The organism is Oligoflexia bacterium (assembly GCA_035326705.1).
In the GTDB taxonomy this organism is placed as follows: Bacteria; Bdellovibrionota_G; JALEGL01; order JALEGL01; family JALEGL01; genus JALEGL01.
The window spans coordinates 349,303-375,989 of record DAOLES010000002.1 but is presented as its reverse complement, the minus strand read 5'-3'; the positions used below and the strand labels follow the sequence as shown (position 1 = coordinate 375,989).

Annotated in this window: 21 protein-coding genes and 2 tRNA genes; 11 read left to right on the top strand and 12 right to left on the bottom strand. The window is 35.2% G+C overall.

The features are described 5' to 3' along the window. Positions 1–283 precede the first annotated feature (283 nt). The gene (gene pepN, locus PKC21_04910) at positions 284–2,950 is read right to left on the bottom strand and encodes an aminopeptidase N (GenBank protein HMR24676.1); all 2,667 of its coding nucleotides are present in this window, start codon (positions 2,948–2,950) and stop codon (positions 284–286) included. 207 nt (positions 2,951–3,157) lie between these two features. Here pepN and PKC21_04905 point away from each other — a divergent pair. After that, positions 3,158–3,234: transfer RNA gene (locus PKC21_04905), tRNA-Arg, on the top strand. A 64-nt stretch (positions 3,235–3,298) separates the two neighbouring features. On the opposite strand, the gene PKC21_04900 is transcribed toward PKC21_04905, so the two are convergent. Beyond that, positions 3,299–4,663 carry a hypothetical protein gene (locus PKC21_04900; protein HMR24675.1) on the bottom strand — a complete coding sequence of 455 codons (1,365 nt, stop codon included), beginning with the start codon at positions 4,661–4,663 and terminating at the stop codon, positions 3,299–3,301. A 330-nt stretch (positions 4,664–4,993) separates the two neighbouring features. Here PKC21_04900 and PKC21_04895 point away from each other — a divergent pair, with 330 nt between their 5' ends. The 5 genes from PKC21_04895 (at position 4,994) to PKC21_04875 (ending at position 10,192) form a co-directional block, all read left to right on the top strand. Then, complete coding sequence (locus PKC21_04895) at positions 4,994–6,118, top strand: hypothetical protein (protein ID HMR24674.1); 1,125 nt, start codon at positions 4,994–4,996, stop codon at positions 6,116–6,118. 24 nt (positions 6,119–6,142) lie between these two features. Next, positions 6,143–8,635 carry a hypothetical protein gene (locus tag PKC21_04890; GenBank protein HMR24673.1) on the top strand — a complete coding sequence of 831 codons (2,493 nt, stop codon included), beginning with the start codon at positions 6,143–6,145 and terminating at the stop codon, positions 8,633–8,635. 140 nt (positions 8,636–8,775) lie between these two features. After that, positions 8,776–8,851, top strand: a tRNA-His gene (locus PKC21_04885). Positions 8,852–8,970: 119 nt separating this feature from the next. Further along, positions 8,971–9,615, top strand: a complete 645-nt coding sequence (locus PKC21_04880) for a hypothetical protein (GenBank protein ID HMR24672.1) — start codon at positions 8,971–8,973, stop codon at positions 9,613–9,615. Positions 9,616–9,946: 331 nt separating this feature from the next. Continuing rightward, positions 9,947–10,192 carry a CPXCG motif-containing cysteine-rich protein gene (locus PKC21_04875; protein ID HMR24671.1) on the top strand — a complete coding sequence of 82 codons (246 nt, stop codon included), beginning with the start codon at positions 9,947–9,949 and terminating at the stop codon, positions 10,190–10,192. Between the two features lie 15 nt (positions 10,193–10,207). On the opposite strand, the gene PKC21_04870 is transcribed toward PKC21_04875, so the two are convergent. Beyond that, positions 10,208–11,533: a DEAD/DEAH box helicase gene (locus PKC21_04870; protein HMR24670.1), complete on the bottom strand. Its 1,326-nt coding sequence runs from the start codon at positions 11,531–11,533 to the stop codon at positions 10,208–10,210. A gap of 115 nt (positions 11,534–11,648) precedes the next feature. Then, positions 11,649–13,157 (bottom strand): RNA-directed DNA polymerase, encoded by a 1,509-nt coding sequence (locus PKC21_04865; protein HMR24669.1) that lies wholly within the window; start codon positions 13,155–13,157, stop codon positions 11,649–11,651. Between the two features lie 397 nt (positions 13,158–13,554). On the opposite strand from PKC21_04865, the gene PKC21_04860 reads away from it, so the two are divergent. Continuing rightward, positions 13,555–14,787, top strand: a complete 1,233-nt coding sequence (locus PKC21_04860) for a mechanosensitive ion channel (protein HMR24668.1) — start codon at positions 13,555–13,557, stop codon at positions 14,785–14,787. Positions 14,788–14,854: 67 nt separating this feature from the next. On the opposite strand, the gene PKC21_04855 is transcribed toward PKC21_04860, so the two are convergent. Both PKC21_04855 and PKC21_04850 read right to left on the bottom strand, forming a co-directional pair. Next, a complete protein-coding gene (locus PKC21_04855; GenBank protein HMR24667.1) occupies positions 14,855–15,250 on the bottom strand; it encodes a tryptophan-rich sensory protein in 396 nt (131 codons plus the stop codon). 224 nt (positions 15,251–15,474) lie between these two features. Beyond that, a complete protein-coding gene (locus tag PKC21_04850) occupies positions 15,475–16,116 on the bottom strand; it encodes a hypothetical protein (GenBank protein HMR24666.1) in 642 nt (213 codons plus the stop codon). A 238-nt stretch (positions 16,117–16,354) separates the two neighbouring features. Between PKC21_04850 and PKC21_04845 the strand changes: the two genes are divergently transcribed. From PKC21_04845 to PKC21_04830, 4 genes are all read left to right on the top strand, one after another. Continuing rightward, positions 16,355–16,627, top strand: coding sequence for a hypothetical protein (locus tag PKC21_04845; protein HMR24665.1), 273 nt, complete (start codon positions 16,355–16,357; stop codon positions 16,625–16,627). Between the two features lie 316 nt (positions 16,628–16,943). Further along, on the top strand, positions 16,944–17,837 hold the full coding sequence (locus PKC21_04840; protein ID HMR24664.1) for a YihY/virulence factor BrkB family protein: 894 nt from the start codon (positions 16,944–16,946) through the stop codon (positions 17,835–17,837). A 265-nt stretch (positions 17,838–18,102) separates the two neighbouring features. Then, complete coding sequence (locus PKC21_04835) at positions 18,103–18,417, top strand: HPF/RaiA family ribosome-associated protein (GenBank protein ID HMR24663.1); 315 nt, start codon at positions 18,103–18,105, stop codon at positions 18,415–18,417. Positions 18,418–18,663: 246 nt separating this feature from the next. Then, complete coding sequence (locus PKC21_04830; protein HMR24662.1) at positions 18,664–19,410, top strand: Bax inhibitor-1 family protein; 747 nt, start codon at positions 18,664–18,666, stop codon at positions 19,408–19,410. A gap of 61 nt (positions 19,411–19,471) precedes the next feature. Here PKC21_04830 and PKC21_04825 read toward each other — a convergent pair whose 3' ends face one another. The 6 genes from PKC21_04825 to PKC21_04800 all read right to left on the bottom strand — a co-directional run bounded on the left by PKC21_04825 (position 19,472) and on the right by PKC21_04800 (position 26,573). Next, positions 19,472–19,975, bottom strand: a complete 504-nt coding sequence (locus PKC21_04825; protein ID HMR24661.1) for a DUF3299 domain-containing protein — start codon at positions 19,973–19,975, stop codon at positions 19,472–19,474. Between the two features lie 10 nt (positions 19,976–19,985). Further along, on the bottom strand, positions 19,986–21,248 hold the full coding sequence (locus PKC21_04820) for an ABC transporter permease (protein ID HMR24660.1): 1,263 nt from the start codon (positions 21,246–21,248) through the stop codon (positions 19,986–19,988). After that, positions 21,245–21,973, bottom strand: a complete 729-nt coding sequence (locus tag PKC21_04815) for an ABC transporter ATP-binding protein (protein ID HMR24659.1) — start codon at positions 21,971–21,973, stop codon at positions 21,245–21,247. Before PKC21_04815 ends, PKC21_04820 begins: the two co-directional genes overlap by 4 nt. Further along, entirely contained in the window at positions 21,974–22,546 is a 573-nt protein-coding gene (locus PKC21_04810) for a DUF2796 domain-containing protein (GenBank protein ID HMR24658.1), read from the bottom strand. Positions 22,547–22,668: 122 nt separating this feature from the next. After that, positions 22,669–24,885 carry a translocation/assembly module TamB domain-containing protein gene (locus PKC21_04805; protein HMR24657.1) on the bottom strand — a complete coding sequence of 739 codons (2,217 nt, stop codon included), beginning with the start codon at positions 24,883–24,885 and terminating at the stop codon, positions 22,669–22,671. Then, positions 24,885–26,573: a hypothetical protein gene (locus PKC21_04800; protein HMR24656.1), complete on the bottom strand. Its 1,689-nt coding sequence runs from the start codon at positions 26,571–26,573 to the stop codon at positions 24,885–24,887. Before PKC21_04800 ends, PKC21_04805 begins: the two co-directional genes overlap by 1 nt. Between the last annotated feature and the right edge of the window lie 114 nt (positions 26,574–26,687).

Genomic DNA, 26,687 nt, shown 5'->3' with positions numbered 1-26,687 from the left:
TCGCTTATCATAAAAAATAATCTTTGATGTACTAACACTTTATTAAATGACTATACAATATGAGCAACCATAAAAAAAGCAAAAGTAGGCGTAACCTTTCTTTTGCTTTTTTTAAGTCAATTTAAAACGTGCTATAGTGATTTAACTTTATACAGTAACAAGCAAAGCAGAAAAAAGGATTTCTACCAGCTCAAACAGTGGGCAGCTTTGCTACCCAAACTCGCTGTACGAAATTCCTTTTTTCTGCTTTGTCACCACTTGTAGTTAAATGACTATATTTAAACTACAATTTATTGTACTGACGGACATTGACACAAGTCTCATAGGACTCATGCATGATAAGCAAGTTCTTTTTAACAATGGGTAAAAAGTCTGCTTGGTTTTTCTTGATAAACTTACCCATTCTTTCAACAGATGCTGGGTCACAGCTTACTGGTGCTAAACCAATGGTAAAACGGGTTAATAACTCAAGATCACCTTCTTTATTTTTTTGGACAATAGCATCATACAAACGATCATAAAAATCTGCTTTAAACTCCTCTTGACCATTGGGCAGTAAATTGCTGATGACCACTGCTTTTTTAGCCAATGAGTCTAACTCATTGTTCATCAATTTATTGTACCATTCATTTTTAGATGCTTTATCTGGATAAATCACTTCACAAGCAATGGCAGACTTAACACCACCAGAAGATTTATCTTTTTCTTGCTCAGCTTTGAGTAAGTCTTTGGCTTTGGGATGAGCTAAGCTATTGAGCACTTTAATGGCACCCCATCGTTTATCTTGATCAATGGTAAGACCTTTGATTTTTGTTTTACCGTTTAACAAAGATAACAGTTGTTCTTGCGCTTGATCACTTTCCAACATGCTAACATAGGTGTTGTACCAATGGGATTGAAAATCACTCTCTACTTGTGCAGCGTTGAGTTTTTTCCAAAAGAAATCTTCATACTTTTTTTGTAAGCTGGCATGTTTTTCTTTTTGATTTTTCACATAATACAAGACGGCATGATGACTTCCCCTTCTGCCAATCAATGTATTAACAATTTGACCACTAACATCAACATTGCCTTCTTGATCCAAGTGCGCATCAACAATGGTCAAATACTCATCTATGCTTAACTTCTGGTCTTCCACCATATCCCATAGGCTGCGCCAAATCATAGAGCGATGATGCGCTGACTCAAATAAATTTAAGTTATCTTTGAGAAATTTAACTGATGCATCATCAAAGACCACTTTCACAAAGTCATTGTCTGCTTCGTTGACAAACACAAAGGCTGGACAGGTTTTGCCTTCAAATTTGTTGACGCTTGTTTTCTTGCCATCATACTGAACTGTTTCATTGGCATAAGCTGTCAGTTTACCTTTTTCAACCGTATACAATGCAACATTTACTTTATGGGCACGTAAAACATCATCTCCTGAAGCAACACCCTGAATAAGGTCAAACTTCTTAATTTTTTCACCCGGCTTACATCCAGCTAAATCAGCTTTAATTGTATTTAAACCTTTGTTTCTCAACCAATCACCCACCCAAGCTTGCAAAGATTTTTGTGCGCCTTTTTCTAAAGACCCTACAAAATCACTAAGCTGTGTGTTTTTATATGCAAAGGTTTTAAAGTAATGGCGCATACCCTTTTTAAACTCATCGGCTCCAATATAATACGCCAGTTGTTTTAATGAAGAAGCTCCTTTGCCATACGTAATGCCGTCAAAGTTAGCAAACGCTTGGTCTGTGGTTTCTATGGTTGCTTCAATGGGATGAGTTGTTATTCTTTGATCTTCCGTATAAGCCCATACTTTAATGCCTGCATAAAAATCATGCCATGCTTCTTTAAACTGTGTGTTCTCGGCAACAGCCAAGTAAGCCATATAGGTAGCAAAACTTTCATTCAACCACAGGTCATTCCACCACTTCATGGTGACCAAGTTACCAAACCACATATGAGCCATCTCATGCAAAATCACTTCTGCAATGTTCATCTCATTGGAACGAGTATACTTGCCTTTTTTAATGTAAGCTTCAGAAAAAGTAATGGCGGCAGTATTCTCCATGGCACCAGCATTAAAGTCCGGAACAATCACCTGGTCATATTTGCCAAAAGGATAATCGTAATCAAAATACGCATTAAAAAACTCAAAACCCTTTTTACTGATGTCAAACCAAAATTCTTGATTCACATATTTTGCCAATGATTTTCTGGCAAATAAACGCATGGACATGCCATTGTAATCTGAAGTCCAGTAAGTATAGTCTCCAGCATGTAATGGAAAAATATATGTACTAAAGCGTTTGGTTTTAGGAAAATGCCAGTGCTTTACATCACCCTTGGCTTTTACTTCAGTTTCTTGAGCTGCAGAAATCACTTGCCAACTTTTAGGTGCTACAACATCCAGTTCATAACTGGCTTTAAGATCTGGCTGGTCAAAGCAAGGAAACATTTTATTAGCATCATAGGGCTCAAAGTTACTGTAAATGTAACTGGTATTATCTTCTGTATCTTCAAAACGATACAAACCAGCGCCATCATTGCTATAGGCATGCTCAAATGTTATTTCTATGGTGTTTTCACCTTCGTTCAGCTGTGCTGGATCAATGCTTAAAAAGTTACCGTTGTAATTGGCTTGATAGCCTTGCTCATTGATCTTTACTGACTTTACTGTGCCCCCAACAAAATCAATGGTTACAGGTTGACTTTGAGGTTTATATTCAAAGTGAATACTTGAAATACCACTGAATTTTTCTTTGCCATGACTCAAATCAAAAGACAAATTGTATGAGACATTGCTAATATGCTTAGACCTAAATTCAGCATAGGTTTGACTTAAGTTAGGTTTATTTTCTCGATTCATCGAACTATCATTTCCTTTTAAACGTTTAGAACAGGCTCCATTTAACAAACATAATGTTAAACTTAAACCTAAAATTTTTAATGTATTTTTCATGCTTAAGGATTTATGCTTGAAGCTGATAAATTGCAAATTATTGCTTTATCTAGTCACAAAAATAATGAAATCAAGTACTTTCAATCTAATTAAGATTTGCCCTCAGCCTGTAAAGAATGGCAAAAGCAAAAAACATTTTAAATTTTAGCGATAATTCTATAAATAGAATTTACATTTGAGTAAAATTAACCTATACAAGTCAATCTTGCGCCTGTAGCTCAGCTGGATAGAGCAACGGCCTTCTAAGCCGTAGGTCAGAGGTTCGAATCCTCTCAGGCGTACCATTTTTTACCTCTAGATATAAATTTTGCTTACATAGAATATCACACTCAGCAGCATCCATGTTATTTAGGAGTGCTGGTTCATTTTTTTAATGATACTTAAATAAGCTTCAATCACTTTTTTACATTTATCGGAACTCAGAACCTCTTGGCGTTCTTCAGCTGATAACTGTAAAAAAATTGCCGGATCATAAGGAACCAGTTTTGTATCATCACCAGACTGAGCCGCCAAGGATATGGCACCATAGGCTATCCATGCTGTATCAACTGCAAGTTTCACTTTTGACCACGGCGATACTACATTAGAGACAAACTTTACCCCCAACCTAATCAGAGTGTCTTTTTCTAATAGGCTTTCGGACAAATCAATGTTAATCCTTGCTTCAAGGGCCCTTTTTTCTGCTGTGGTTAAATCGATGGCAGCTACTTGCACAGCTCTATTAAAGGCAACTGTTTTTAAATGTTGGTTAATCCTGTTTGAATTCAACAATTGATAATACACTTGTGCCCCTTTAGGTGTTAACTGTGAAACATAACGATCCACCGACTTATCTTTAACATGCACCCATTCCATCAAACCCGCTGACCTCGCCTTTTCAAACTCAAACCAAAGGCTATGCTCTAAAGAATTGGTAGTAAACTGTTGGTTAAGCGCATAACCAGGGGCTAAGGGAATACGCGCTGTTTGATAATCAAACGCAGTAACCGTTCCATCAGCACCTACTTTAATATTTCCTGAAACATCTGCCGCCGCTATGTTGGTTTTCATCGCTTTATACAAGTCATTTTTCAGTTGGGTAATAATAGAGCTTTTATTAAAATCTAGTGCATACTCGCTTTGTTCCAACCAACGTAAGAATTGACTCACTTCAAATTGACTCACTCCATTAAAACTCAGGTTTACTATTTCTTCTGGAATTGCAATATCTGGGATAAGCGATTGAATTTGATTGACAGTAACCCCAAGTACATTACCTAAAAGAGTTTTATCCATAGTATCAAACTCTAAACATTTAAATGGAGGTTTTAAGTGCCCTATGCTGTAGCTTTCAAGCTCTCTTTTTTCCTCTGAACTTGATTGCTGGCCTAATATTCTGTCACTGTTATTGATAAACTGCCACACATCAAATGTTGGAAGCACCTCACAAGCCATGGCCAGTTTACTCATACATTGTTGTTTAAAAAAAGAATCTTCTTCCCGAAGCAAACCTTTATCAATTAACGCTTCACTGTAGTGCCAATCATGTTCAGTATACGAAGTTTCAAACGGTATAATTAATGGATGCCGCTTTACTGTATTGCCCATTAATTTTGATTCGCATATCCCCATGGCCACTCCAAAAGGTTTTCGTTGATTGGCATGCAATATTTTAAAACCAAAACACAAAGTAAAACTTAACAAAAAATATTGAATAAAATTTTTATTAACCATGATTTTCCCCACCTCATTCTTAATATTGAATAGCTATGATCTAGACGCAAAGTATCATGTTTTTTATATTAATCAAGTCCAATATATAATACCCCATTCTGAGTCCCCGCCCTTAGCACAGTTTATTTTTACTATGTATTAACTTTGCAAACATCATCTTATTCACAATTTCCCCTTAAAGTCACCTGGCACTTTATTCTTGCGCTTTACGCTAAAATTGCTATTAAGCGCTTTAAAAAATTCATCTGCTCAAGCATGCAGTCGATTGCTGCATTAACAAGCACCGTAATAGATGAAAAAAATATTTTAAACTCATGTAGGGGAATATTCATGAATCAACATTTTGAGAAGTTTATGTGCAGTTTTATTGTGCTTTTATACCTATCTCCACAGTTACACTCTCAGGACCGCCCGTATATTATGACTCAAGGAGACACTTTGACCTGTGTTGCAGAAAAATACATTGGTTATCCTGTTTATGGTGAGCAAGGTTCACTCAATTTACTGCTTTCAGTAAACAAATCAATCAAAGATAAACACCAAATCAAGTCAGGTTACGTTGTAATGCTTCCTGATTCCTCTAAAATGGAAAACTATAGCCCAGCAAAACAAGCCTCTGAAGCATGCCAAAACAGTAGCAGTCGTTTAGCCACAAACAGTGAAATACGTCAGTTGCATGAAAAAATAGACCGCTTGGAAGAAAAAATTGATGCTTTAACACAACAACAGCAAGACTCAATATCTTCAGCTCCTGCTCAGCAAGAGTCAGACAACAACCCACATGAATCTGAACGCACACAAACACCTCTTGATGACTCAGTATGGTTTAACAACAGAACCTACTATGCTGGCTTTGGTTTTTTATTTCACAAACTAAAAGGCACCGATACCAGCACGTCTAACTCAGCCAAATTACTGTCAGACTTATCATGGCAATTGGAGCTAGGTTGGACAACTCCCATGCGCAGCCATCCAAAATATTATTCATTGATTCATACTCAAGTACGTTACTTCCGCTATTCTGAAGACACCAATGACTTCAATGTGGCGGACCAATCAATTTTTGCACCAGATATTTCCATTGGCGTTGGTCGTTCTTTTTTGAACAATCGAATTAATCTTAATCTTTATACAGGTATTTACCGTCAAATTTATTTTTTTACACCCAATGCCAGCAGCATTGAATTTGATGCCGACTGGATTGGAAAACTGGGTCTAGAAGCAAATGTTGCTCTATTCAATAAAGCATCATTTAACCTAGGCTTACGCCCTTCAATACAGGTTATTGGATTAGGAGACTTTATTAATGATCAAGGCATACTGACAAACTTTGATCTGTATGCTGGCATTAAAAATCATGAATTTAATATTGGCTATGCTTATGGTCAGTTTGATGCCTCTGGTTCAGAGTTCAAGAGTAATCAAATAGATCTTAGGTATCGTTATTATTTTTAACCCTAAATTAAGGAAACTATTGCAATGATGAAAATAAAACCATTACAGGGTCTTGCTATCTTTCTATACTGTGCTCAAGCTTTTATTTTAAGTGCATGCACCAACAACCCCTTAGGCAAAGTTAGTTCAAATACTTCAGGTGTCTTGTGTATTGGGACCAGCACCAATCTTAATTGCGATGATACTGGTTTAGAAGAAAATCCAAGTCTGAGCCTTGAACAAGGACCTAGTCAAAATGATCCTACAAATAATCCAAACATTGTATTTATTGCCACATTCAGTCAAGCAATTGATCCAGCAAGCTTTACAGTAACCGATATTGTCCAACTGGGAACCGCTGCTGTAAGCTGGAACATTAGTGATAATGGTAGTTCTAAAGACTTCACTCTTACCGCAACTGCACTCAACAGTGGAACCATTGTGCCGTTTATTGGTCAGGGTGCTGCTATCACCCCATCGGGAGCCAGCAATCAAACATCCACCAGTATTGATAACTCTGTTACCTTTGATAGTGGTGTTAATCCACCAAGTAACATTACTCATAGCTTGAGCCAACTCAACAGTCCTGGCTCACCACCAAGCTCATGGACCGCTTCACCCGATAACGACATTGCTTACTATCAATTGGCTATAGGCTCCACTGGTTTTGGTTTTGGCCAGAATGACTTGTTGGATTGGATAGATGTTGGTACCGCAACCAATCACCCTGGCTTTACTGATATTGAAGAGATTATAGAATGCACAGATTACTATACCAGCCTACGAGCCATAGACACAGCTGGCAACATTTCAGAAGTTATTACAACGCCTTCAGCTTTCTCTGTTGATTTTACAGCCCCATCGACTGTTAGCATGCTCAGCATCAGCAGTACCTTTGCCAAAACCAATCAAACACCTAAATTTACTTGGCTGGCTTCAAATGATAACTGCGCGTTTGACCGATATGAATTTGCACTTGGAAGCACGGGAACAGACCTAGGACAAAATGACATCATGGACTGGACAGATATTGGCACTGTTCTGAGTTTTACCGCCAATAGTCCAAGTGATAGCAACTTCACTTTAAATCACGGTGTTAACTACTTTGCTAGTATAAGAGCCAAAGACAGTTCAGGCAACACATCTGCAACAACAACTTCTGATCCCTGGCAACTGAATTACAATTATGCCAAATTTACTTCTACGACAACAACATCTGGTTCTAATCTCAACGCCAACACCTCAAGCCCACTTGAATGGTCTGCGGAAGTCTTAGATGATGCAGTGTTTGCTCATAACGATGCATCAGCTCAGGATATTATATTTTTAAAGTCCGGCAACTACCTGGCGCAACTGACACTCCCCATGGAATCTAATGTACAACGCTCCAATGTTCGGGTTGATTTTTATTTGGATGGTGCGCTGGTGCAAGGAGGCCGTTCAGAAAGCGCTTACATCAGAAATGCAAGCAATCATACCGAGGCATCCAACCATGTTCATTTTTTAATTCCGTCGGTTATGCCCAATCAGACTCTTCGCGTTGAAGTCAGCCAGCAAGCTGCTTCCGGCACGGTTAACATTACGGATCAGGCAAGCTTGGTTCTTAATAAACTTCCAACAGATCATCATGCTTTCAGCGCTTTGGCAAGTGTAAGCAGCGGTGGATCAAACTTTAACATGACAACGCCTCAAGCCTTACTCTGGGATAGAAGTGCTGATGATGTTTTTGATGCCACTACCTATACCCACAATTCAGGTGATAGCAGCATAAGCCTTAATCAAACGGGTGATTATTTGCTGTATTTTAATCTTCCTTTGAATGATCCCAATGGCAATAGAAATGATAGAACATCCGTACGCGCAGAAATTAAAATCAATGGAGTAAGCGTTGGCTTTGCCAGACAGGGTTATTTAAGAAGAGGCAGTGGTCACAATGAATCATCCATTCACTGGGCAGGTATCATCCGTAACATCAACATCAATGATAACCTCACCGTTGAACTAGCAAGAGACACAAGCGTAAGCCAAGCGGTTAATATTTCAATTGGTCAGACCGCCTCTTTGTTCATTCAACACATCCAAACACCTGAGTATATTGACTTATCTGGATCAACCTTGAACAATGGTAATCCTGGACAAAACAATTTGAATCAGTCTGGTCACTTAGAGTGGACCACTCAGAACTCTATTGACAGCAGCACGTTTAATCATAATGCAAGTAACAATTCAGACAACATCACCATCAACCAAAACGGTGACTACTACATTGTCTTTAATACAACCCTGACTTCAACGGTTCAACGGGCCAATCCTATTTTTACGCTTCATTTGAATGGCGCTGCTCTACCCGGGCATGAGTGCAAGTCCAATTATATTCGCTCACAAAATAACCATAACCATGCCAGTTGCTCCATGGTCACCTTACTCCATGATTTGCAAGTGGGTGATACGCTCAGTATAAAATCCGAGCTTGAGGCTGCTTCAGGCACGGTAACGGCAAGTTTCCCCAACAATTTGCTGATATGGAAACGGCCCTAAGGATATTGTTCATAATAGAATAAAAATGATTGAGATTTATGTAACAAATGCTATAAGACCGTTTCAAAAGTCGTCTACGTAGGTGTGCGCCATTTTTATAGACAAAAACCACAGTCTATGAAAAGATGGTATCTTAGATGGTGGGTATAGCTCAGTTGGTAGAGCGCCAGGTTGTGGTCCTGGATGTCGCGGGTTCGAGCCCCGTTACTCACCCCATACTTTTCAAATCGTAAGTTCATCTGCCTATTTTATATTGGCTCCGTTAACACAACATTATTCTTTTTATTTTCTCCCCAAACTAACCGACTACGGTTACTTTGTCCCCGGAGCTACCCATGAAAGAAGAAAAGGTAGCTATTGACACTTTGAAAAAGTTTGTATATTTGGCGTCCATGGAAATGAGAAAAAAGAATATATTTAATTTTATAATATTAACCTTAATTTTTATGATCTCTGGTAAAGCTTTAAGTCAAAGTATATCTGAGAGCATTCAATCTTGTGATGCATTAGCTAAAAAAATGGTGGATACTGAGACTAATTTTTTTACTTTTAAAAATATCGTTTTTTATACAGCAGAAGCTGATAAGTTTTCTTATAGTATAACCAAGCATAAAGAATATGCTAACACAAAGGAGACTAAGATAACTGAGTATAAAAACAATGTTTTTGCCACCGTAACGTGGAAAGACAACTCAGAAAGCGGTTTGCGTTGCAATATCAATTCTCAAGATTGTACAGTCCACCATCAACTTGACACAATACCAAATATCACAAGTTTCTATATTGTGGATGAAGACCCTCAACAATTAAGTTGTCATTGCCTTGTTCGTACATTTTTTGGAGAGAAAAAAGTATCCCTCAAAAATATATTGGTGGCAATTAAACAAGATCTTGCAGGAGATGATATATATTCTGAATATGATCGAGAAGATGACTATTTTCAAGTTTCATGCAACGACTTTGAATATGGTCACAAATAAACACCTAATTACAATCTAATTCCGGGGACAGGTGGGTGCCTGAATTAAAATTATCTAGATCAAAGATAATGAAATTATAAAACATTGTGTGTCCCCAAAAACTTACTCCTTTTTCATATGATTTGAGCTATGCATTATAAATAGAATTGAACCTATGTGTCTTTATGTGGATCATTTGTTTTTTGGTCTAGATCTGCCAAAAGAGGCTTTGAAATCCTGGGACACACTGTGTATTCCTAATAAAAACTGATCTCTTATAGTCTAAGCACCCGTCTATGACACCTGATCACAAATTTGACAATCCCATCTCAACTTGGGCATATACACTTTCATGTCAGATTGGATTCAATACCAAAACATACAATGCCCCTACTGTGCTGAATATTTTGAAATTGAAATTGATACCAGCGTTGGTGCGGATGTGTATGAACTTAACGCTGGTGGCACTGCAGATCCTCTACAAAACCATCAATACATAGAAGACTGTTACGTATGTTGCAGACCCATTAAAATCATGATTGCTCAAGATCCAGAGTCTGGCCAGGTATCCAGTAACGTTAAACGCTTAGATGAGTAAAAGCTAAGTTTAACACTAAGTCTTGGGCTTGTTTTTTTTGTTAAATGGTCTCTTTGAAGCTGATCCATTTTTTGCTGCGTTTTTGCTTTTAAACGGTTTCTTTCTCCTAGGTCTTCTAGCCTTGTTACCGGCCTCAATTTTGGCTTTGGCTTTACCGGGTTTTACCACGGCTGCATTTTGCGCCAGATCACTGTGAAAAGGCTGCGCTTGTTCAACCGCAATGCTCTGCTTGGTTTTGTTTTCAATGTTCTTTAAATAAGACTTTTCATCTGCGGTGACCAAAGAAATGGCAATGCCATTTTTGCCGGCTCTGGCTGTTCTGCCAATGCGGTGCACATAGCTTTCTGCTTCATTGGGTAAGTCATAGTTGATGACATGGGTGATATCATCAATATCAATGCCTCTGGCCGCAATGTCCGTGGCCACCAAGACCCTGACCTTATTGCTGGAAAAGTCTTTGATGGCTTTTTGCCGAGCTGCTTGTGATTTATTACCGTGAATGGCGGCGGCAGAAATTTTATTTTTGTGCAAGCGCTCTACCACTTTGTTGGCCATGTGTTTCATACCAACAAAAATCAAAACCTTTTTAAATGACTTATCTTTCAATAAGTGCAAGAGCAGCCCTACTTTTTCTTTTTTCTCAACAAACATCACTCTTTGCTCAATGGACTCAACAGTTGTGGACTCTGGCGTCACTTCAATTTTTTTAGGATTGACCAAGATTTTTTGTGCCAGGGCATTGATTTCTTTGGGCATGGTGGCAGAAAAAAAGACATTGCGTCTTTGCTTGGGCAGCATGGGAATGATTTTTTTAATGTCCCGAATAAAGCCCATATCCAGCATACGGTCCGCTTCATCCAAAACAAATACAGAGAGTTTCTGCAATGAAAGATGCTTTTGCTCAATCAAATCCAACAGCCGGCCCGGTGTAGCCACCAAGACATCCACACCACTTTTTAAGGCTTTGACCTGCCGTGTTTGATTGACCCCACCAAAGATCACGGCATAGCTTTGCTTTAGGTACTTGCCATACTCCACTAGGTTATCATAAATCTGAATGGCCAACTCACGGGTGGGCGTTAAAATAAGTACATGCGTATGCTTTGGAATCAAGCCCAAGTTTTTTTGCTCCAGTTCATGCAAAATAGGAAGACAAAAAGAAGCGGTTTTGCCGGTGCCAGTCTGAGCAATACCAAGCACATCATGCCCAGCCATGAGAATAGGAATAGCCTGCTCTTGAATGGGCGTGGGCGTTACATAAGAAATATCATGCAAGGCTTTTAAGAGCTTTGCATTTAAAGGATAGTCAGCAAATACTTTGCCAGATTTAGTTTGAGTCACGTGCCCGTTAAAACACATTCACGCCACTTAAACTAGTTTAATTTGATTTAAAGTTAGAATGAAAAAATACTTTGTTTCTTATTCAGTCGACTGTCCCCCGAATTAATTCCTATTTTTACTCAGAATTAATATCAAAAGCCGAAATTTCATCGGGTTTAATCACTAATGAAAGTTCATCAAAAATATCTTGGTTAAATATTTGTGCATTTTCAATTATTTCTTTAATTTTATTGTTTTTAAGCCAATTTATATTCCACAATACTTTTTTATGCTTATTATTTATCAACTTGTTGTTAAAAGGTTCGAAGTCAATATCTGCTTTTTTTGCAACTCTATATAACCATATTTCAATAAATTCTCGATTAGGAAGATCATCAAACCTTTCTTTTATTGAATTAAAAGTGTCGTTTTTTTTATCATCTTCACAATTATTTAACAACACACTTAAAATTGCACAAATCTCTGGACAAACAGAAGGATTAGATACCCCAATATTTGTAACTATACTTATTAAAACTTTGATATTTATATTCTTATAACAACATATTTTTATAAGTTTTTTATGAAAATCGCTTAGAGCTTTGCGTAATCTTCCAGAATTAGGATATTTTTTTGAAAAGTCATATATAAACAAAATTTCGTCTTTGATAGGTTGTATAGTTTTAAAATTTAAAGTCCAAAACAGCTTATCTTCTTTTATCGAATGTTTGATAAGATCATGTTCAAATTTAGTTTTATGACTATTTAAACTTAATCCATACTCAGAAAGAGAACTCGAGATTTTTTTCAAAATTTTCTCAATTAATAACTCATCATTTGCAAAAACTCTATAGTCATCACGATACCTAATTATTTTAAACTCACCACCATCTCCGATGTTTTTCATTATCTCTTCATCTAATGCACAAAATATAATCTCAGCAATAAAATCTATTAAAACTGACCCTTGTGGAATGCCATTTGTTTGGCCGTACTGCATTCTTTGAATTATATTGTCAATATTATTTCCAAGTAAATCATTCTCTTTTCTATATTTTTTTGCTTCTGATTTTGAATGTAAAGCCCATGGTATCGAGTGCGTATAAAATGATGGGTAGCAATTACTAATATCTGTTTTAGCATAATATCTATACTTCAAACCTAATTCTAAAGACCTCTGTTCTACATTTTTATACCAACTTGACAAAACTGATGACAGGTAATCCTTATCTTCCGAGTATATAGGAATACTTGTACTAATAATCTTATCATTTTTACTCCATTCACTAAATTTGTGTTTGATTATTTTCCAGTTATTTTCTTCTGTTATTACCCTCACTAACCAAATATATAGAATCGGGTTAATAATTTCTTGTCTTCTCCAAGAAAAACGTCCATCTTTATTTATGTCTAAACGATAGTTAACTTCTTCGAAATTCTTTGGGTCATTTTTTTTATCAAATAGCGTTTCTTTTATATCATCGATTTTAAAGCTTTTTAAATGATTATCAATATCATTTAAAAGATTTGAAAACTTATAATATGAAGGTATACCAACTCTGCAATAAATTTTTTCTTTTAGAAAAAAATTTTTTGCAGTTTCATGATCAAGGTCTGAAACTTTTTTATTTATATTCTTTTCCATTTATAAAAAATAACTCATATTGGTACATAAATACAATTTAAAATCGTAAAATCTTTCGCAAAAAAAGTAAAAAAGTACCCGGTTACTTCGGGGAATAAAAATAAAAAGGACTTTTCCAATAAGTTCAAAAAAAATCATTTATTTTGGACAAGAATCTACTATTTTTTTAGCAAAAAAAAATTACGGGGACAGTCAACTGAATTATAATTTAAGGACCAACGTGCTTGGCGTTTTTTCTAATACAGTAGGTTAAATAGCGACATACATTGTGTTTTTTTATTTCTACTTAGTTTGATTTGCCTCTAATTGGCCATAAAGCCCAAAAACACTTCGACTTTTTTTCTATCTGCTCTGAATTATTTTTAATCTGAGCATAGCCATAGTATCTATGTAAGCTATGAGCTTTGAAACGGTTGTATCGTATTTAAAACAAGACGCGCTGGTTTTTACCCTGCTTAAAATTTTGCTTGTTTTCTCTTTGGCCTATCTGTTTAAACGGATTCTGCAGTTTATCTTGCTCAGAGCCACCACCAAGCTCACCCAGAAAACCCACATTAAATGGGATGATTTATTTGTATCGCAAAGGTTTTTTAGACGGGCGGCTCAATACCTTCCTTGCCTGATTGTCTTTAACAGTGCGGCTTGGATAAGCCCGCCCTCCACGGCTTTGTATGAAATCCTTATCAGAGGCTGCCAAGCTTATTTTGTCATTGTTTCCTGTTTGGTTGTTTTTTCTTTAATCTCTGTATTTGAACACATTGCCCAGAGGCTTGATGCCTTAAAAAACAAACCCATTAAAAGTGTGGCGCAAGCCTTAAAAATTTTATTTGTTTTTATCAGCATTATTCTTATTTTATCCCTGCTGCTTGGAAAATCGCCGCTTATTTTCTTAAGCGGCCTGGGTGCCATGACAGCCGTGCTGCTTCTTATTTTTAAAGATACCATTTTAGGCTTGGTGGCCAGTATTCAGCTTTCTTCATTAGATATGGTAAGAAAAGGTGATTGGATTGAAATGCCCAAATACGGCGCCGATGGTGATGTAACCGATGTCTCTCTCACCACCATCCGCGTGCAAAACTGGGATAAAACCATCACCACCATTCCGGCCTACGCGCTTATTTCTGACTCATTTAAAAACTGGCGCGGCATGCAAGAAGCCAAAGGCCGCCGGATCAAGCGGTCTATTTTAATTGATATTTCTAGCATTCATTTTTTGAGTCAACAGGACATAGAAAAATTTAAAAACATTGCTGTCCTTAAAGATTATTTAGAAAGCAAAGAGCAAGAGCTGGGGGGCTTTGAGCGCAGCACTCCAGAACAAAACATAAATAATAGACAACTGACCAACATAGGGACTTTTAGAGCCTATATTATTGCTTATTTAAAAACCCACCCAGACCTCAATCAAAACATGACCTTTTTGGTTAGGCAGCTGCAACCCAGCTCAAAAGGCTTGCCCCTAGAACTCTACATATTTAGTTCACAAACAGATTGGATCATCTATGAGAATATTCAATCCGATATTTTTGATCACCTTTTGGCCTGTATTTCAGTATTTGGCCTGCGTGCTTTTCAAGAACCCTCTGGTCATGATTTTCAACAGCTGCTGCAATCCAATAAGCCTGCCTAAGGATAGTATTTAATGCTTGGCAGTAGATTTTTTAGCCACTTATGTTGCATGCTAACACAGCGTTGATCTATCTGTTGAGATAAGTGATGCTTGCTTGGAGAAGCATTGCAAATGATACCCATAATAAATAAGGTATCTGAATCCAAGTCACCCATTGGGCAAAGGGATAAATCACAATCATGGCCCAGATGAGGGTCAGAAAAACCAAGATCACATCCAACAAAGCCAAAACATTGTTATGCAAAGAAAACTGAAGGGGTGTGAATAAAAGATTAAAGATGATGTTCAGTAAAAAAGGTAAGAGAATGATGAAGCCAATTTTTTTCTTAAAGGCTAAAAAGCCAACATAAGAGAATGAAATAATGATTAAAACATATAAAAACGTCCACACCGGACCAAACACCCATGCCGGCGGTGCCCAGTCAGGCTTAAGTAAACTCTGATACCAAGAAGACATGTCCATAATGATCTCACACTAACATTAATTCAAAAGACAGTCTAATGTCTCTACTACATGATCTTTAGTTGATGACATTGAATTTAATGGTACTTGTTGTTTTGAGATTTAAAACCCCCTTTTTAAATCCTTAGACACACTCTGTACTCTTAATAAAAAAACTACTAATTCAATTAAGAGAACCTGGTGTCTCTTACAAATACAAAGCTTTCAGTTTATTGGTTTTATTTTTATTCTACAGACCAAAGATCAAGCCCAATGAGATAATCTGAAAACTTATTTGTAAAATATTCTGGTATGCGCTGCTGCATTTTATCCATTATAATACGGCTAGGTTTATCAAGTCTTACTTTTAAATTATTTAAGCCACTGATTGCTAAACGACGATCATCCTCATCACTCATAATCAAAGACTTCTTGTCATGCAGTTGACTCCCATTAATTGGATATAGATCTCCATGTTTACCTAAAAAGGTAACTTCCGAATCCTTTATGATCAAAACTCTATGTGCAAGACCAAAATGACCGACATTTCTGATTCCATAAATAAGCACATAGACTTGCGCCTCATCTAAAATTGTTGGTTTTATATTATCAAAATTTAAGAATGAAGTTTTTTGCTCAGCATTCATTTCCAATAAGTTAAGAGGCATAATGTATTCGCTATGATTATCTGGAAAAGCTAACTCAAGCATTTGGTAAGAAAAATCATCAATAGACAGAGATTGATCCTGAACTTGTTCTATACTGCTTCTGTTACCTTCCATAACAGTTCTATACTGATCAATTAAAGATTCTTGTGTGTACGCTTTATTTATATAAATCAAAAACAATAATAATAAAAACGCCCTTACTCTTTTAAATTTCATCATAACGCGTTGAGTCTATTTGATTTCATCAACTTTGTCAATGTTAAGAAATTGAGGACCATACTGCTTATTATTAACATTATAATTCAAACGCATAAAACCTTACTAAATAAATCAATAAAATCAAATATTTATTAGACGCTTGAATGACACGACGCAAATAAAACCTTGAACTTTTGTCCTGCATTTATGCTATAATAAAGTATTGAAAACTTTTATAGTTAAATTAAGCTTTTTGACAGTGTTGTTTTTGATGGGCTCTGGCTTTGCCAGTGAATTGCATGTATGCCTTCCCCTTGAATACACTTTAAATGAAGACAGTTCTGCTCTTGTTGTATGTAGCTCTGAACAAGAGTTTATTATTCCTGCTCATGTTAACTCTCCGGACGTCTTAAGAAAAGTAATTAAAGCCAACAAAGACAAAAGCTTTAGCCTCTTTTTTAAAACTTCTAAAAATCAAAATACAGTTAGAAAAATAGAAATGAAAAAAACTGCAGATTACCTTAAACAGTAACTCTATTGTGCATTACCAACTTATAATTTAGATAAAAACTCTAAGGACTGAGGAATGCAGTTAAATATTGATGTAAGTTTTATTCATAATAAGAACTTAAACTGCTTAGATATAGTTTCATCAAAATAACCCCTTAAGTAGCCTGTATCATCTATTAATAGTTTTTCTGAGTGCTTGAATAATATAGTGCAAGAACATCTATACAAAATGAAAAGAAACAAACCCAAGCTTTGAATGGTTTTATGGTTATTAATTTGGTAATAAACTACTGAGTAGTATTGAGTATTTTAATCTGAATAAATCTATTTTTTAAAAGATGAAAGATAAAAAAAAAATATCTGTTTTTAAGCTAACGGTTTCCTGGAAATTTTTTGCCGTCAGATTTTTTAATGAAATTCAAAAAGATAGCATATTAAAAGCCTCTGCTGCCTTAGCCTATTATTTAACAATTGCTGTTTTTCCTGCATTTATTTTTTTGTTGGGTCTTTTTTCATTTTTAGGTTTTAACAAGTTACAAAACACCGCAATTTATTCCATACAAACATTGTTGCCCGGTGATGCTAAAATGATGTTTGAATCTTTTATTGAAGAGTTAACCAAAGACGGCGGTGTTGCTTTGCTATCTTTTGGTTTTGCTGTTGCCGTTTGGTCAGCTTCCAGTGGCTTGGCCGCTGTTATTGATCAGTTAAACGTAACTTATAAAGTCAAAGAGGCAAGAGACTTTATAAAAACAAGATTAACCGCCTTGAGTTTAATGGCGGTTTTTGTGCTTATGCTGTTGAGTACATTCTCAATTATTATCATTAGCGAAAACATATGGTCATATTTACAAGAAAACTTTGCAATGTCTTGGCTGCTTTTATCTTTTTTATTTGTTGTTAAATGGCTTTTTGTATTCTTGATTATATGCACTGCGTTTGCTCTCATTTATTATTATGGACCCAATGTACAACAAAAATTCCGCTTTATTACACCTGGAAGCGTTTTGGGGTCTTTTTTAACCATTGTTGTAACTTTAGGGCTCAATCTTTACCTCATTAATTTTAACAGCTTTGGCAAAGTTTATGGCAGTATAGGTGGGTTTATTGTTTTTATGTTTTGGTTGAATAGCTGCGGCTTTGTTCTGTTATTGGGTGCCCAACTCAACGCTTTGTTAGAACATTTTAATCGTGATGGAAAAAGAAAAGGTCAAAAAAAACTTCCAAGATGAATATCATAAACTCAAGCTTATGGCTTTGAGTGTGATATGTATTGTGAAGATGATCGCGGAAAGACATATTCTATTGGTGTTAATCAGAAAAGTTAAAAAGTATATCTATTTTCAAGAACAATAATCTATGTTAGTAATTTAAATATTGACCAAATACCTGTTATAAATTTTACTTAGACCTAACTTAAGATAGCAGTGTTTAATACAAAAAATCATTACATTGAATGAAACAGTAAAAAAAATTACCTTTGAAAGGACATCACATATGCAAATACATGTTCATACCGATGAATCAATTAACAACGATCAACGACTTACAGAATATGTAACAGATTTAACTCAAAGCAACTTAGAACATTTTTCTAAATTTATCACCACTGTCAATGTTCATATGAGTGATGAAAACAGCCACAAAGGTGGTGCAAATGATAAAAAGTGTACCATAGAGGTTAGAATAGAAAAACTAAAACCCATTGCCGTAAGCCATAACAGTGAAACTCTAGAAGAGGCTCTAACAGGTGCCTTAGATAAAACACATCGTTCACTGAAAAAGGTTAAAGAAAAAAACTTTAATCATTAATTTCAATTTTGTTGCATAAAACACCAGCAAACTTCATCAAGGCTGCAAAATTGTTTCAGTGCATTTAATACTATTATTGGTTGTCAATATATAAACTTAAAACAGTATAGCAAGCCTCCTAAGCTTCTAAAATAGAACAATTTTATATTCTTATATTGGAATTTTCAGTTATAATGAATTTTTAATCTTGCTTATAAGATCTGCAGCATAAGCAGGAAAATATAGCTTTTTGTCATAGGAGTATTGATGTTATCTGTTTTGTTTGTAAAAGTTTTTTCATTATTGGGTGGAATGCTCCTTGTGACTGCAGCTATGGCAAAAATTAATAAAGCTTATGAGACCAAAGCTGAATTTATTGGGACTATCTTGTTATCTTTTATACTACTGTTTTTAGTTGTAGGCTTCTCTGACCACTACCCCATTAACATTATCATGGTTGCTTTATTTTCTGCTGTTGTTGGCTGGTCAGTAGGACCCAGCATCACGCATTTAAGTATACGCTATGAAAGAAACAAATTTTTAAAAGAACGTGGAATTGCAAAAGAAGATATTCATACGCTTAGCCCAGAAATTCAGTTAGAATTAGATACCAGAATACAAAACCCTCAATACAAAGAACAATGGCAGAAAATTGTTAACAAGGCTATTCTAGGTGTTGCTTTATCCGTTATCTTAACAGCTGCAATTGTTTATTTAAGCCCAGTAGACTTTGGCTATCTCGGTGGCTTTTTATTGATTTCTCTTATTTTATTGATTGTTATGGGTTTGGCCAATGTGTTTTATTTTAAAAGTGAACGTCTATCCCTCATTAAATCCTATATAGGAGCCTTGATATTCATCATTTACTTGCTTTATGACTTTAATCAACTAGAAAAATTACATGCTTTAGGAGAAACTTCTTGGCAAGCTGCTATTGATGTTGCTGTAAATATTTATCTAGATATGATTAACTTATTTTTAGACTTGTTAGAAATCTTGGCTGACTCAGATTAATTTAAAAGCAAACAATTACATTGAGGTCAATGAGTATTCTATCAAAATACTTTCTTGGTATTTAAAATTCATACTTTCTTACTTCCATAGCATCCAGTTTATAGGAGGCGCTACCAAACTCGCTGGTTGAAGTTTCAATTGTAAAAATACCCTTAACCCAAGAAGGATAAAATATATCTTCCATAGACATAGGTTTTCTAAGCTTGACTGCTACAATTAAATTTGGAGGAGGTGGCGGAATATGAACACAGGCTTGGGCATTAGGAACCAAAAGAAATTCATCAAAGTCTGAATAACTATCTGTCAAAGGCACAATAAAACCAGGTATTTCAACAAGCTTGCCATTTAACATGGTCAGTTCTTGAGGCCCTTCACCAGTTTTGTAATTGAATAAATTGAGCGTTTCCCAATAAATTTTTGGGATAACACCAGTCTCTACTTTTTTAGTTTTAGTCTCTGACTCAGATTTTACAGCTATAGGCAAGCGATCAGAAAATTTAAATAAGCCCGCAGCAAAACCAATGCCCAGTAAAACAAGTAAAATATATAAAAAAATCTTTTTCATTTTTACCCTCCTAATTCCTTACAGTGAGACCATCTGCCAGTGAGTTTTTATAGGCTCTCCAACTAGGAATGATACTGGCAATGAATGCTGCTAAAAGTATAGAAGCAATATAAATAAAATCATTGATGGTTGGCGTTAACAACCCAACAGTAAGACCCAACTTGGATTCTAAAATAGGTTTAAAGGCTAGCAAGCAGAAACATAAAATTAAAATACCAAAAAGAATACCTATGACCGCAAGGACACAGGTTTCAATTATAAGTAATGAAAATACAAACCCTTTCTTTGCGCCAACAGATCGTAAAATTGCCATTTCTCTTCTTCTTTCATTGAGTGTTGCCAATAAGGATATAAGCATTCCAATTAAACTTACAAAAAAAACAAGTAAGCTCACTAAAAATAAAGTTTTTTCTGCAAAACCCACGGTTAACCAAAGATCTCTGAGCGTTACTCCAGGTAAAATTGCCATCAAGGCTTCTTCCTCATAGTCATTGACTTCTCTTTGTACATTAAAAATAGCCATTCTTGACTTTAGCTTAACAAAAAAAGCTGTGACATCTGCGGGATTTAAATCCATAGCAAGAACATCATCTTTTGAAACTTCTTCACCCGGCATGGGTGGTGCGCCTTGCTGCCAATCAATATGTAGGGCCTCAATAGCTTTTAATGACACATGAACAGATTTATCAACCGGTGTACCCGTTTTTTTTAAGATCCCTACAATGGTAAAGGGTTTGTCAGCATGATCTTGAAAGCCAATTTCATCAGAACCATGCGATAGCGTAATTTTATCTAACAAGTTATATTCAAGTTTTTCAGCTACTTCTGAACCCAGCACCACATCAAATAGATGCTCAAAGGCTTTACCTTGAGCAAATGCTAAAGGCTGATCATCACCATATTGATAGTGTAAGAAGTAGTTTTGATTGGTTCCAACAACACGGTAACCTCGATGAGAATCTCCCAGCGATATTGGGATGGTCCAGTCAACATTCTCGTGGCGACTGAATGTATCAAAAGACTCGTATGAAATATTGTTGGTTGCATTGCCAATGCGAAATACAGAATAAAGCAATAAATTTACCGATCCACTCCTAGCGCCAATGATGAGATCTACACCGGAAATTGTGGATTCAAAGCTTTTTCTGGCTCCTGACCGTACCCTTTCAATACCAAGTAAAAGGGCTACACTTAAAGCAATAGACAAAATGGTTAACATTGTAGTTGCTTTGCGATTAAGAAGACTTTTTTTAGTTATTTTCAAAAGAGTCATAATTTAATCTCTTTCTCTTCAAAATCTGAAACTTCTGCTCGGTTAATTTCTTTTAGTGAAACAACACGATCAAACATCTTCCCTAAATCTTGATCATGGCTTACAAAAATGAGTGTTGTTCCAAACTTATCACATTCATTAAATAGAAGTTTTAAAAAATCATCTCTAATATTTCTATCTAAAGCAGAAGTGGGTTCATCAGCAATAATAAGTTCTGGCCTACCCATGAGGGCTCTAGCCGTGGCCACTCTTTGTTGTTGACCTACACTGAGTTGTGTTACTTTTTTATTTTCTAAAGTTTTTGCATCTAACTTCAACTCTAACAGTAATCTATAGGCCTCATCTTTTAAAGACTTGGTATTGCTTAAAACTTTTTTTGATTTTTTCTTTGAAAATTCAGAAGGCAGTGTCACATTTTCTATTGCTGAAAAATAAGGCAAAAGATTAAACATTTGAAAAATAAAGCCCATATGGTCGCCACGAAATTGATCTCTTTGCCCTGAAGATAGCTCAGACAAATTGGTTTTAAGAATTTCAATTTTTCCTTGTTGAGGAACTAAAACTCCGGCAATAAGATTCAATAAAGTTGATTTTCCACTACCACTGGGACCATGAAGAAAAATTCTATCCCCTGCTTGCACTGCAAAATCTTCTATATCCAGCAGTGGTTTTTTATTATTTAACCAACTAAATTTAAGATCACGAATATGAAGAAGGTTATCCACTTACTTACTCAAGTCAAATTGGGGTGATTTTGCCGTTAAAGTTTTTGCAAACTGCCCTGTTTTAGTTACACCTTGTGCTTTAAGTTTTTTGATATTATTAAATTTTTGAAAAGAAAGTACTTTAATAAAACTTAGCTTTTCTAAGTTTTTACAGGTAAATTGATACTTAACATGAAACTCTGCATGCTCATGATTATTTTGGTGATGCTCATGAGTATCATGACTGCTAGAACTTACATCAAGCTCAGTTTCAACTTTTCCAATATCTTGCGGTTTACATTTGGCTGTCTCTGGTAAGCTTATATTGCTATTAGATTGCTCTAAAAACTCAATTGCCTGTTTAACCAAAGATTTTTGTGAATCGTTTTTGGGGGCATGCTCAAAGCCAACAACATCATGTGCTGGGACATTTAATTCAATCACCAGCGCATTATCAGATGTAACAAAACTTAAGTTACCACTGCCATGACTATGGGCTTTATGAGTTCTTATTTTTTGCTGCACTTTTTCTTCTGCTTTGAGTAAAGAAGTAATTAAAGAAAAACTCATTAAAATGATTGTGCATTTTCTCATCTTAAACCTCCAATTTTTTATAAAAAATACACTTAAATCTATATCAGACTTTGACTTAGTTTAGAAAAGTAGCCTGTAACTTTGATTACTTTTTTCAATTGAGACATAGGCTTTTACACTTATTAGTATCTATAAAACCATTCAAGCATAGACTCTTGTTTTTGTTCTCCTTGTGTATCAGTTCCTACGCCAGCAGATATAGCCCAATTCCCTCCTAAACTTCTACGTATCCCTACCTCTTGTGCTTCATCCCAATCGCTTCCAACTGTCCCTGTAAAGCCACCAGGAAGCTTAACTCTTGCCGAGTATGTTTTTGTATTAGGATCATAATTTACGCTTTCTACCGGTGTTGATGACAAAACAAAAAATGAGAAAAAGCCAATGGTTTTTTGGGCTATGGCAGCTCTTGTATTCTGAACTGAATTAGAAGATCCACTGTTAATATCATTGGATAACTGGTTAAAAAGAATAAGAGAAATTATATCTTCTTCAGGAAGAGGTGGATTTGAAGAAAGCATAATACGAGGGGTTTCATACCTTTGCTCAACATTTACATATAAGTCATAATCAGCTTTTTTAATTAAAAACTTTCCATCTAAATAAATACTATCTTTTTTTGAATTTGTTTTTACAATAAATTTTTCTAATTTAGCTTCTCTTTTTAAATACTCAACTTTAAATGGCTCAGCTTTCACTGTAAACACTGAAGATTCATTACTAACGTTTCCCTTTAACCTAAGTTTAGCTGAAGGTTTAAATAAGTCATATATAATTTGTATAGGTTTATCTGGCGTGTTGATTTTAATTGCATATGAAAAAACAGAGTTTTTCTTTTTTTCAATTTTATTTTTTTCTAATGCTTCAGAGCTTTGAGATGATTGATTTTTCTTATTCTGCACTAAAATTCTTTGATCGCTTGTTATTTTAGGTAACTTACTGGCAGGGTCAAAATTAGGAATGGCTAACTTTATATTATTTAAACCTACATCTAGGTCCACATTAACTTTTTTAGTTTGTGAATCATAAACTATCTCACCTGAAGATTGCGTTTTAAATGCTTGATGGCTTGATTTTAAATTGGTTTTTATATTTATTGGAATAGAAAATTTCTTTTGATCAAGTGTGCCTATTTGACCTTTTTTACCTAGACTTAAGTTAATGTTCCCTTTAAAAGTATTGAAAGGTGCAGGAATGCCCCATTGTGTTCTCTTCAGTTTTTTAACCAAATTCTCAAAATATGGGATATCAGCTTGAAAAAGAAGTTCTTTAATCATGATTGTTTGATTACTTTTTTTATACGCTCCTTTTGTATTGGCATTGATGATTGTTCCATATTGCTTTATAGGTTGAATCTCAACCCTATAATCAATGATGCCAGCTTGATTTTCTCGAGCTTCTGCCTTACCAGAAAAGTTTGTTTTAATTTCTGGCTTTGGAAGACCAGATGCCTCAATAGTATAATATGACTCCAACAAGAGTTGTGAAGAAAAATCTAAACTTAAATAAAAGGCATCTGAATTATCAAACTCTATCTTTTGAAACCTTACTTTTTCAATTGTGCTAGACAACCCATTGGCATATCCACTACCTAAAAATGTACCTTTTAATTCATATACATTTAAACTTAAGTCACCTTTAAGATGGGCATTAAGTTTATTGTTTACTTGATTTTTCAGTTCAAGATTACCCACAATATTTCTTAAATCGTTAACTTTAGCCTTTAGCGTTAATATTAAATTTTTAGATTCTTCATAATTAAGTTTACTAAAGCAATCTAAAGTATAGTTACTATCCACTGTTTTACCAATGATTTTTAAATCGCTGGTATATTGACTTGTACCATTGACAATGGTTGTGTTAGCAAGATCAATGTCCAAATCATTCATATAGAAATTTTCTGATAAAAAATCTTCAACGATAAAAGGAGTTTCGCTTTTTTGTTTTGTATTGGCTTGGACTTGAAATTTTAAACCCTTGGTATGAAGGAAAATAGGCCCTAAAGACTTTAATTTGAGAGAAAAGCCTGAAAAATCAACTTCTGTTTCTAGATCTACTAGATCCACACACCCTTCTATAACTTTATTTGCTGTAGTTACACAGCTATCTGACACTTTAATTTTAAATTTTTTAGTCATAAGACCCGTATTGCTAGCATCAACATACAATGACTCAGGGAAACCGCCTTCAAACTTTATAAATTTCTGTTGTTGATAGAGCCAGCTTAAAACTGGTTTATTGATAACAGTTTTTGGAAAAAACCATACAACTGAGACAACCGTTATAAAAAATACAAAAAAAACTACTACACCATATAAAATTATTTTTGATAGCTTCTTCATTAAAACTCTCTTCCCAAACTCAAAAAAAACTGTGGATGCTGCTCAACATTTTCAGCATTGCCAAACACAAAGCCATGTGCAACTGTTGCTCTTAAGGTTCCAATAAAAGAATCATACCTAAGGCCAAGACCTGGAGACCCATATACTGTAGGATCAAGTTTAAAATTTCTATCTCCAACCATTCCTAAATCTAAAAAAATAAATGGATCAATTGTATTTGCAAAAAGTGAAACAAAACGAAATTCACTGCCGCCATAAAGGCTTGATAAAGCTCCAAGATCATTGTTTGGGATTTCTCTCCTGCTAAACCCTCTAATACTGGCATCTCCTCCCAGCCATTGAAAATAATGTTGAGGAATAAAATCACGCACATTAAACTGTGTTGATACAACTGATTCTAAACCAAAGCGCAAACCAAAAACATACTTGGGTGGTCCAAAATTATAGACATTCCACAACCGGGTTCCACTTATTTTAAAATGCTGGGTTCCAACTGACTTCCTGTTACTGGCAAATATTAAAGATGAAATAAAATTAAATTGAAAACCTCTGCGTGGCTCTGTTAAAAAAATTTCAAAGTCATTACTGCTTATTTCAAGTGAACTGCGTAAGATACCAAATTCTTTTGCCCCATCAAACGGACCTTTCTCAGTATTTTCAATAATCATTCCTGGTCCACCTTTAAAAGAATATGTATTATTTCTTGAATCTAATTTGGCACCAAATTCAAAAAAAGTATTCAAATCTAAAAACTTTTGCTGCCCATCCCGAATTCTTCTAGCTTCTATGCTGGGCAGCATAAACCAACGGTTAGCAGAAAAAGCATGCCACTCAAACCCTAAGCGTATATTTTGATTGATTTGAGAAGCATACAGATCTGCAAATAAAGAAGAGCCACTTTTCCCTACACGACTATTTTTCCATCCAAATTTTAATATAGGCAACTCCTCCGTACTGGCTCCGGCTCCTACTTTAAATAAGCGATTTGCACCCAGTTTAATTTTTTGTGTTACTTGCAGCTCATTGTCTTGGCATTCAGTTAAAAAGTAAGAGTGATTAATAATGCCAGAGTTTTCTGTTCTTTTTGAAGACAGCTCTAATAAATCACCATTAAATTGATCTCCGGTTCTAAAGGCGTAAAACCTGGGTAAGACTCCTGGTTTTAAATATTGGTTATTTTTTTTATCCTGGATAATTTGAGGAAAAGTATATTGTATACCTGGTTCTATATACACATGTAGAGTTTTTGTTTCCACCATTGCTTTAAGTTCTACTTTTGCACAAGCATAACCCATAAATTTTAATCTACGCATGACCCATACTTCAACTTTATCTAAATTTTCTGAGGTTAACGTTTTATCCTGCCAAGCAATATAGCGAACTTTTTCAAAATCCTCTGGAGCATTATGAAACATTATTTTTTCTATGTAATGTAATTGACCTGTTGTTACATAAAGTTTGTTATTAGAGATAGATGTTTGAACATCAAAAAAACTTCTATTTTTTAGAATTTTTTTAAGCGTTACCTCAGTTTGAATCAAAGGTAGATCACTCCACGCTTCTACTCCCGAGTCACCACATAAAATCTTTTTTTCATTTTTTGAAAAGTCTATTAATAAAGAACTATCAATAACTACTCTACCATCACATATAGATTTTGGATTACTCTTTAGTGTACTACAGGACATAACTAAAGCACTAAAAGTAACATATAAGATAAATTTTATTTGTATTGTATACTTCATCTCAGTTTAGAAACCAGTTTAGTAAAAATTAAGCTGTTATCTTTTACTCAAACTCAA

Coding starts and splice junctions, on each gene's coding strand:
- pepN (HMR24676.1), bottom strand. CDS start 2,950: ATGAAAAATACATTAAAAATTTTAGGTTTAAGTTTAACATTATGTTTG.
- PKC21_04900 (HMR24675.1), bottom strand. CDS start 4,663: ATGGTTAATAAAAATTTTATTCAATATTTTTTGTTAAGTTTTACTTTG.
- PKC21_04895 (HMR24674.1), top strand. CDS start 4,994: ATGAATCAACATTTTGAGAAGTTTATGTGCAGTTTTATTGTGCTTTTA.
- PKC21_04890 (HMR24673.1), top strand. CDS start 6,143: ATGATGAAAATAAAACCATTACAGGGTCTTGCTATCTTTCTATACTGT.
- PKC21_04880 (HMR24672.1), top strand. CDS start 8,971: ATGAAAGAAGAAAAGGTAGCTATTGACACTTTGAAAAAGTTTGTATAT.
- PKC21_04875 (HMR24671.1), top strand. CDS start 9,947: ATGTCAGATTGGATTCAATACCAAAACATACAATGCCCCTACTGTGCT.
- PKC21_04865 (HMR24669.1), bottom strand. CDS start 13,157: ATGGAAAAGAATATAAATAAAAAAGTTTCAGACCTTGATCATGAAACT.
- PKC21_04860 (HMR24668.1), top strand. CDS start 13,555: ATGAGCTTTGAAACGGTTGTATCGTATTTAAAACAAGACGCGCTGGTT.
- PKC21_04855 (HMR24667.1), bottom strand. CDS start 15,250: ATGGACATGTCTTCTTGGTATCAGAGTTTACTTAAGCCTGACTGGGCA.
- PKC21_04850 (HMR24666.1), bottom strand. CDS start 16,116: ATGATGAAATTTAAAAGAGTAAGGGCGTTTTTATTATTATTGTTTTTG.
- PKC21_04840 (HMR24664.1), top strand. CDS start 16,944: ATGAAAGATAAAAAAAAAATATCTGTTTTTAAGCTAACGGTTTCCTGG.
- PKC21_04835 (HMR24663.1), top strand. CDS start 18,103: ATGCAAATACATGTTCATACCGATGAATCAATTAACAACGATCAACGA.
- PKC21_04830 (HMR24662.1), top strand. CDS start 18,664: ATGTTATCTGTTTTGTTTGTAAAAGTTTTTTCATTATTGGGTGGAATG.
- PKC21_04825 (HMR24661.1), bottom strand. CDS start 19,975: ATGAAAAAGATTTTTTTATATATTTTACTTGTTTTACTGGGCATTGGT.
- PKC21_04820 (HMR24660.1), bottom strand. CDS start 21,248: ATGACTCTTTTGAAAATAACTAAAAAAAGTCTTCTTAATCGCAAAGCA.
- PKC21_04810 (HMR24658.1), bottom strand. CDS start 22,546: ATGAGAAAATGCACAATCATTTTAATGAGTTTTTCTTTAATTACTTCT.
- PKC21_04805 (HMR24657.1), bottom strand. CDS start 24,885: ATGAAGAAGCTATCAAAAATAATTTTATATGGTGTAGTAGTTTTTTTT.
- PKC21_04800 (HMR24656.1), bottom strand. CDS start 26,573: ATGTCCTGTAGTACACTAAAGAGTAATCCAAAATCTATATGTGATGGT.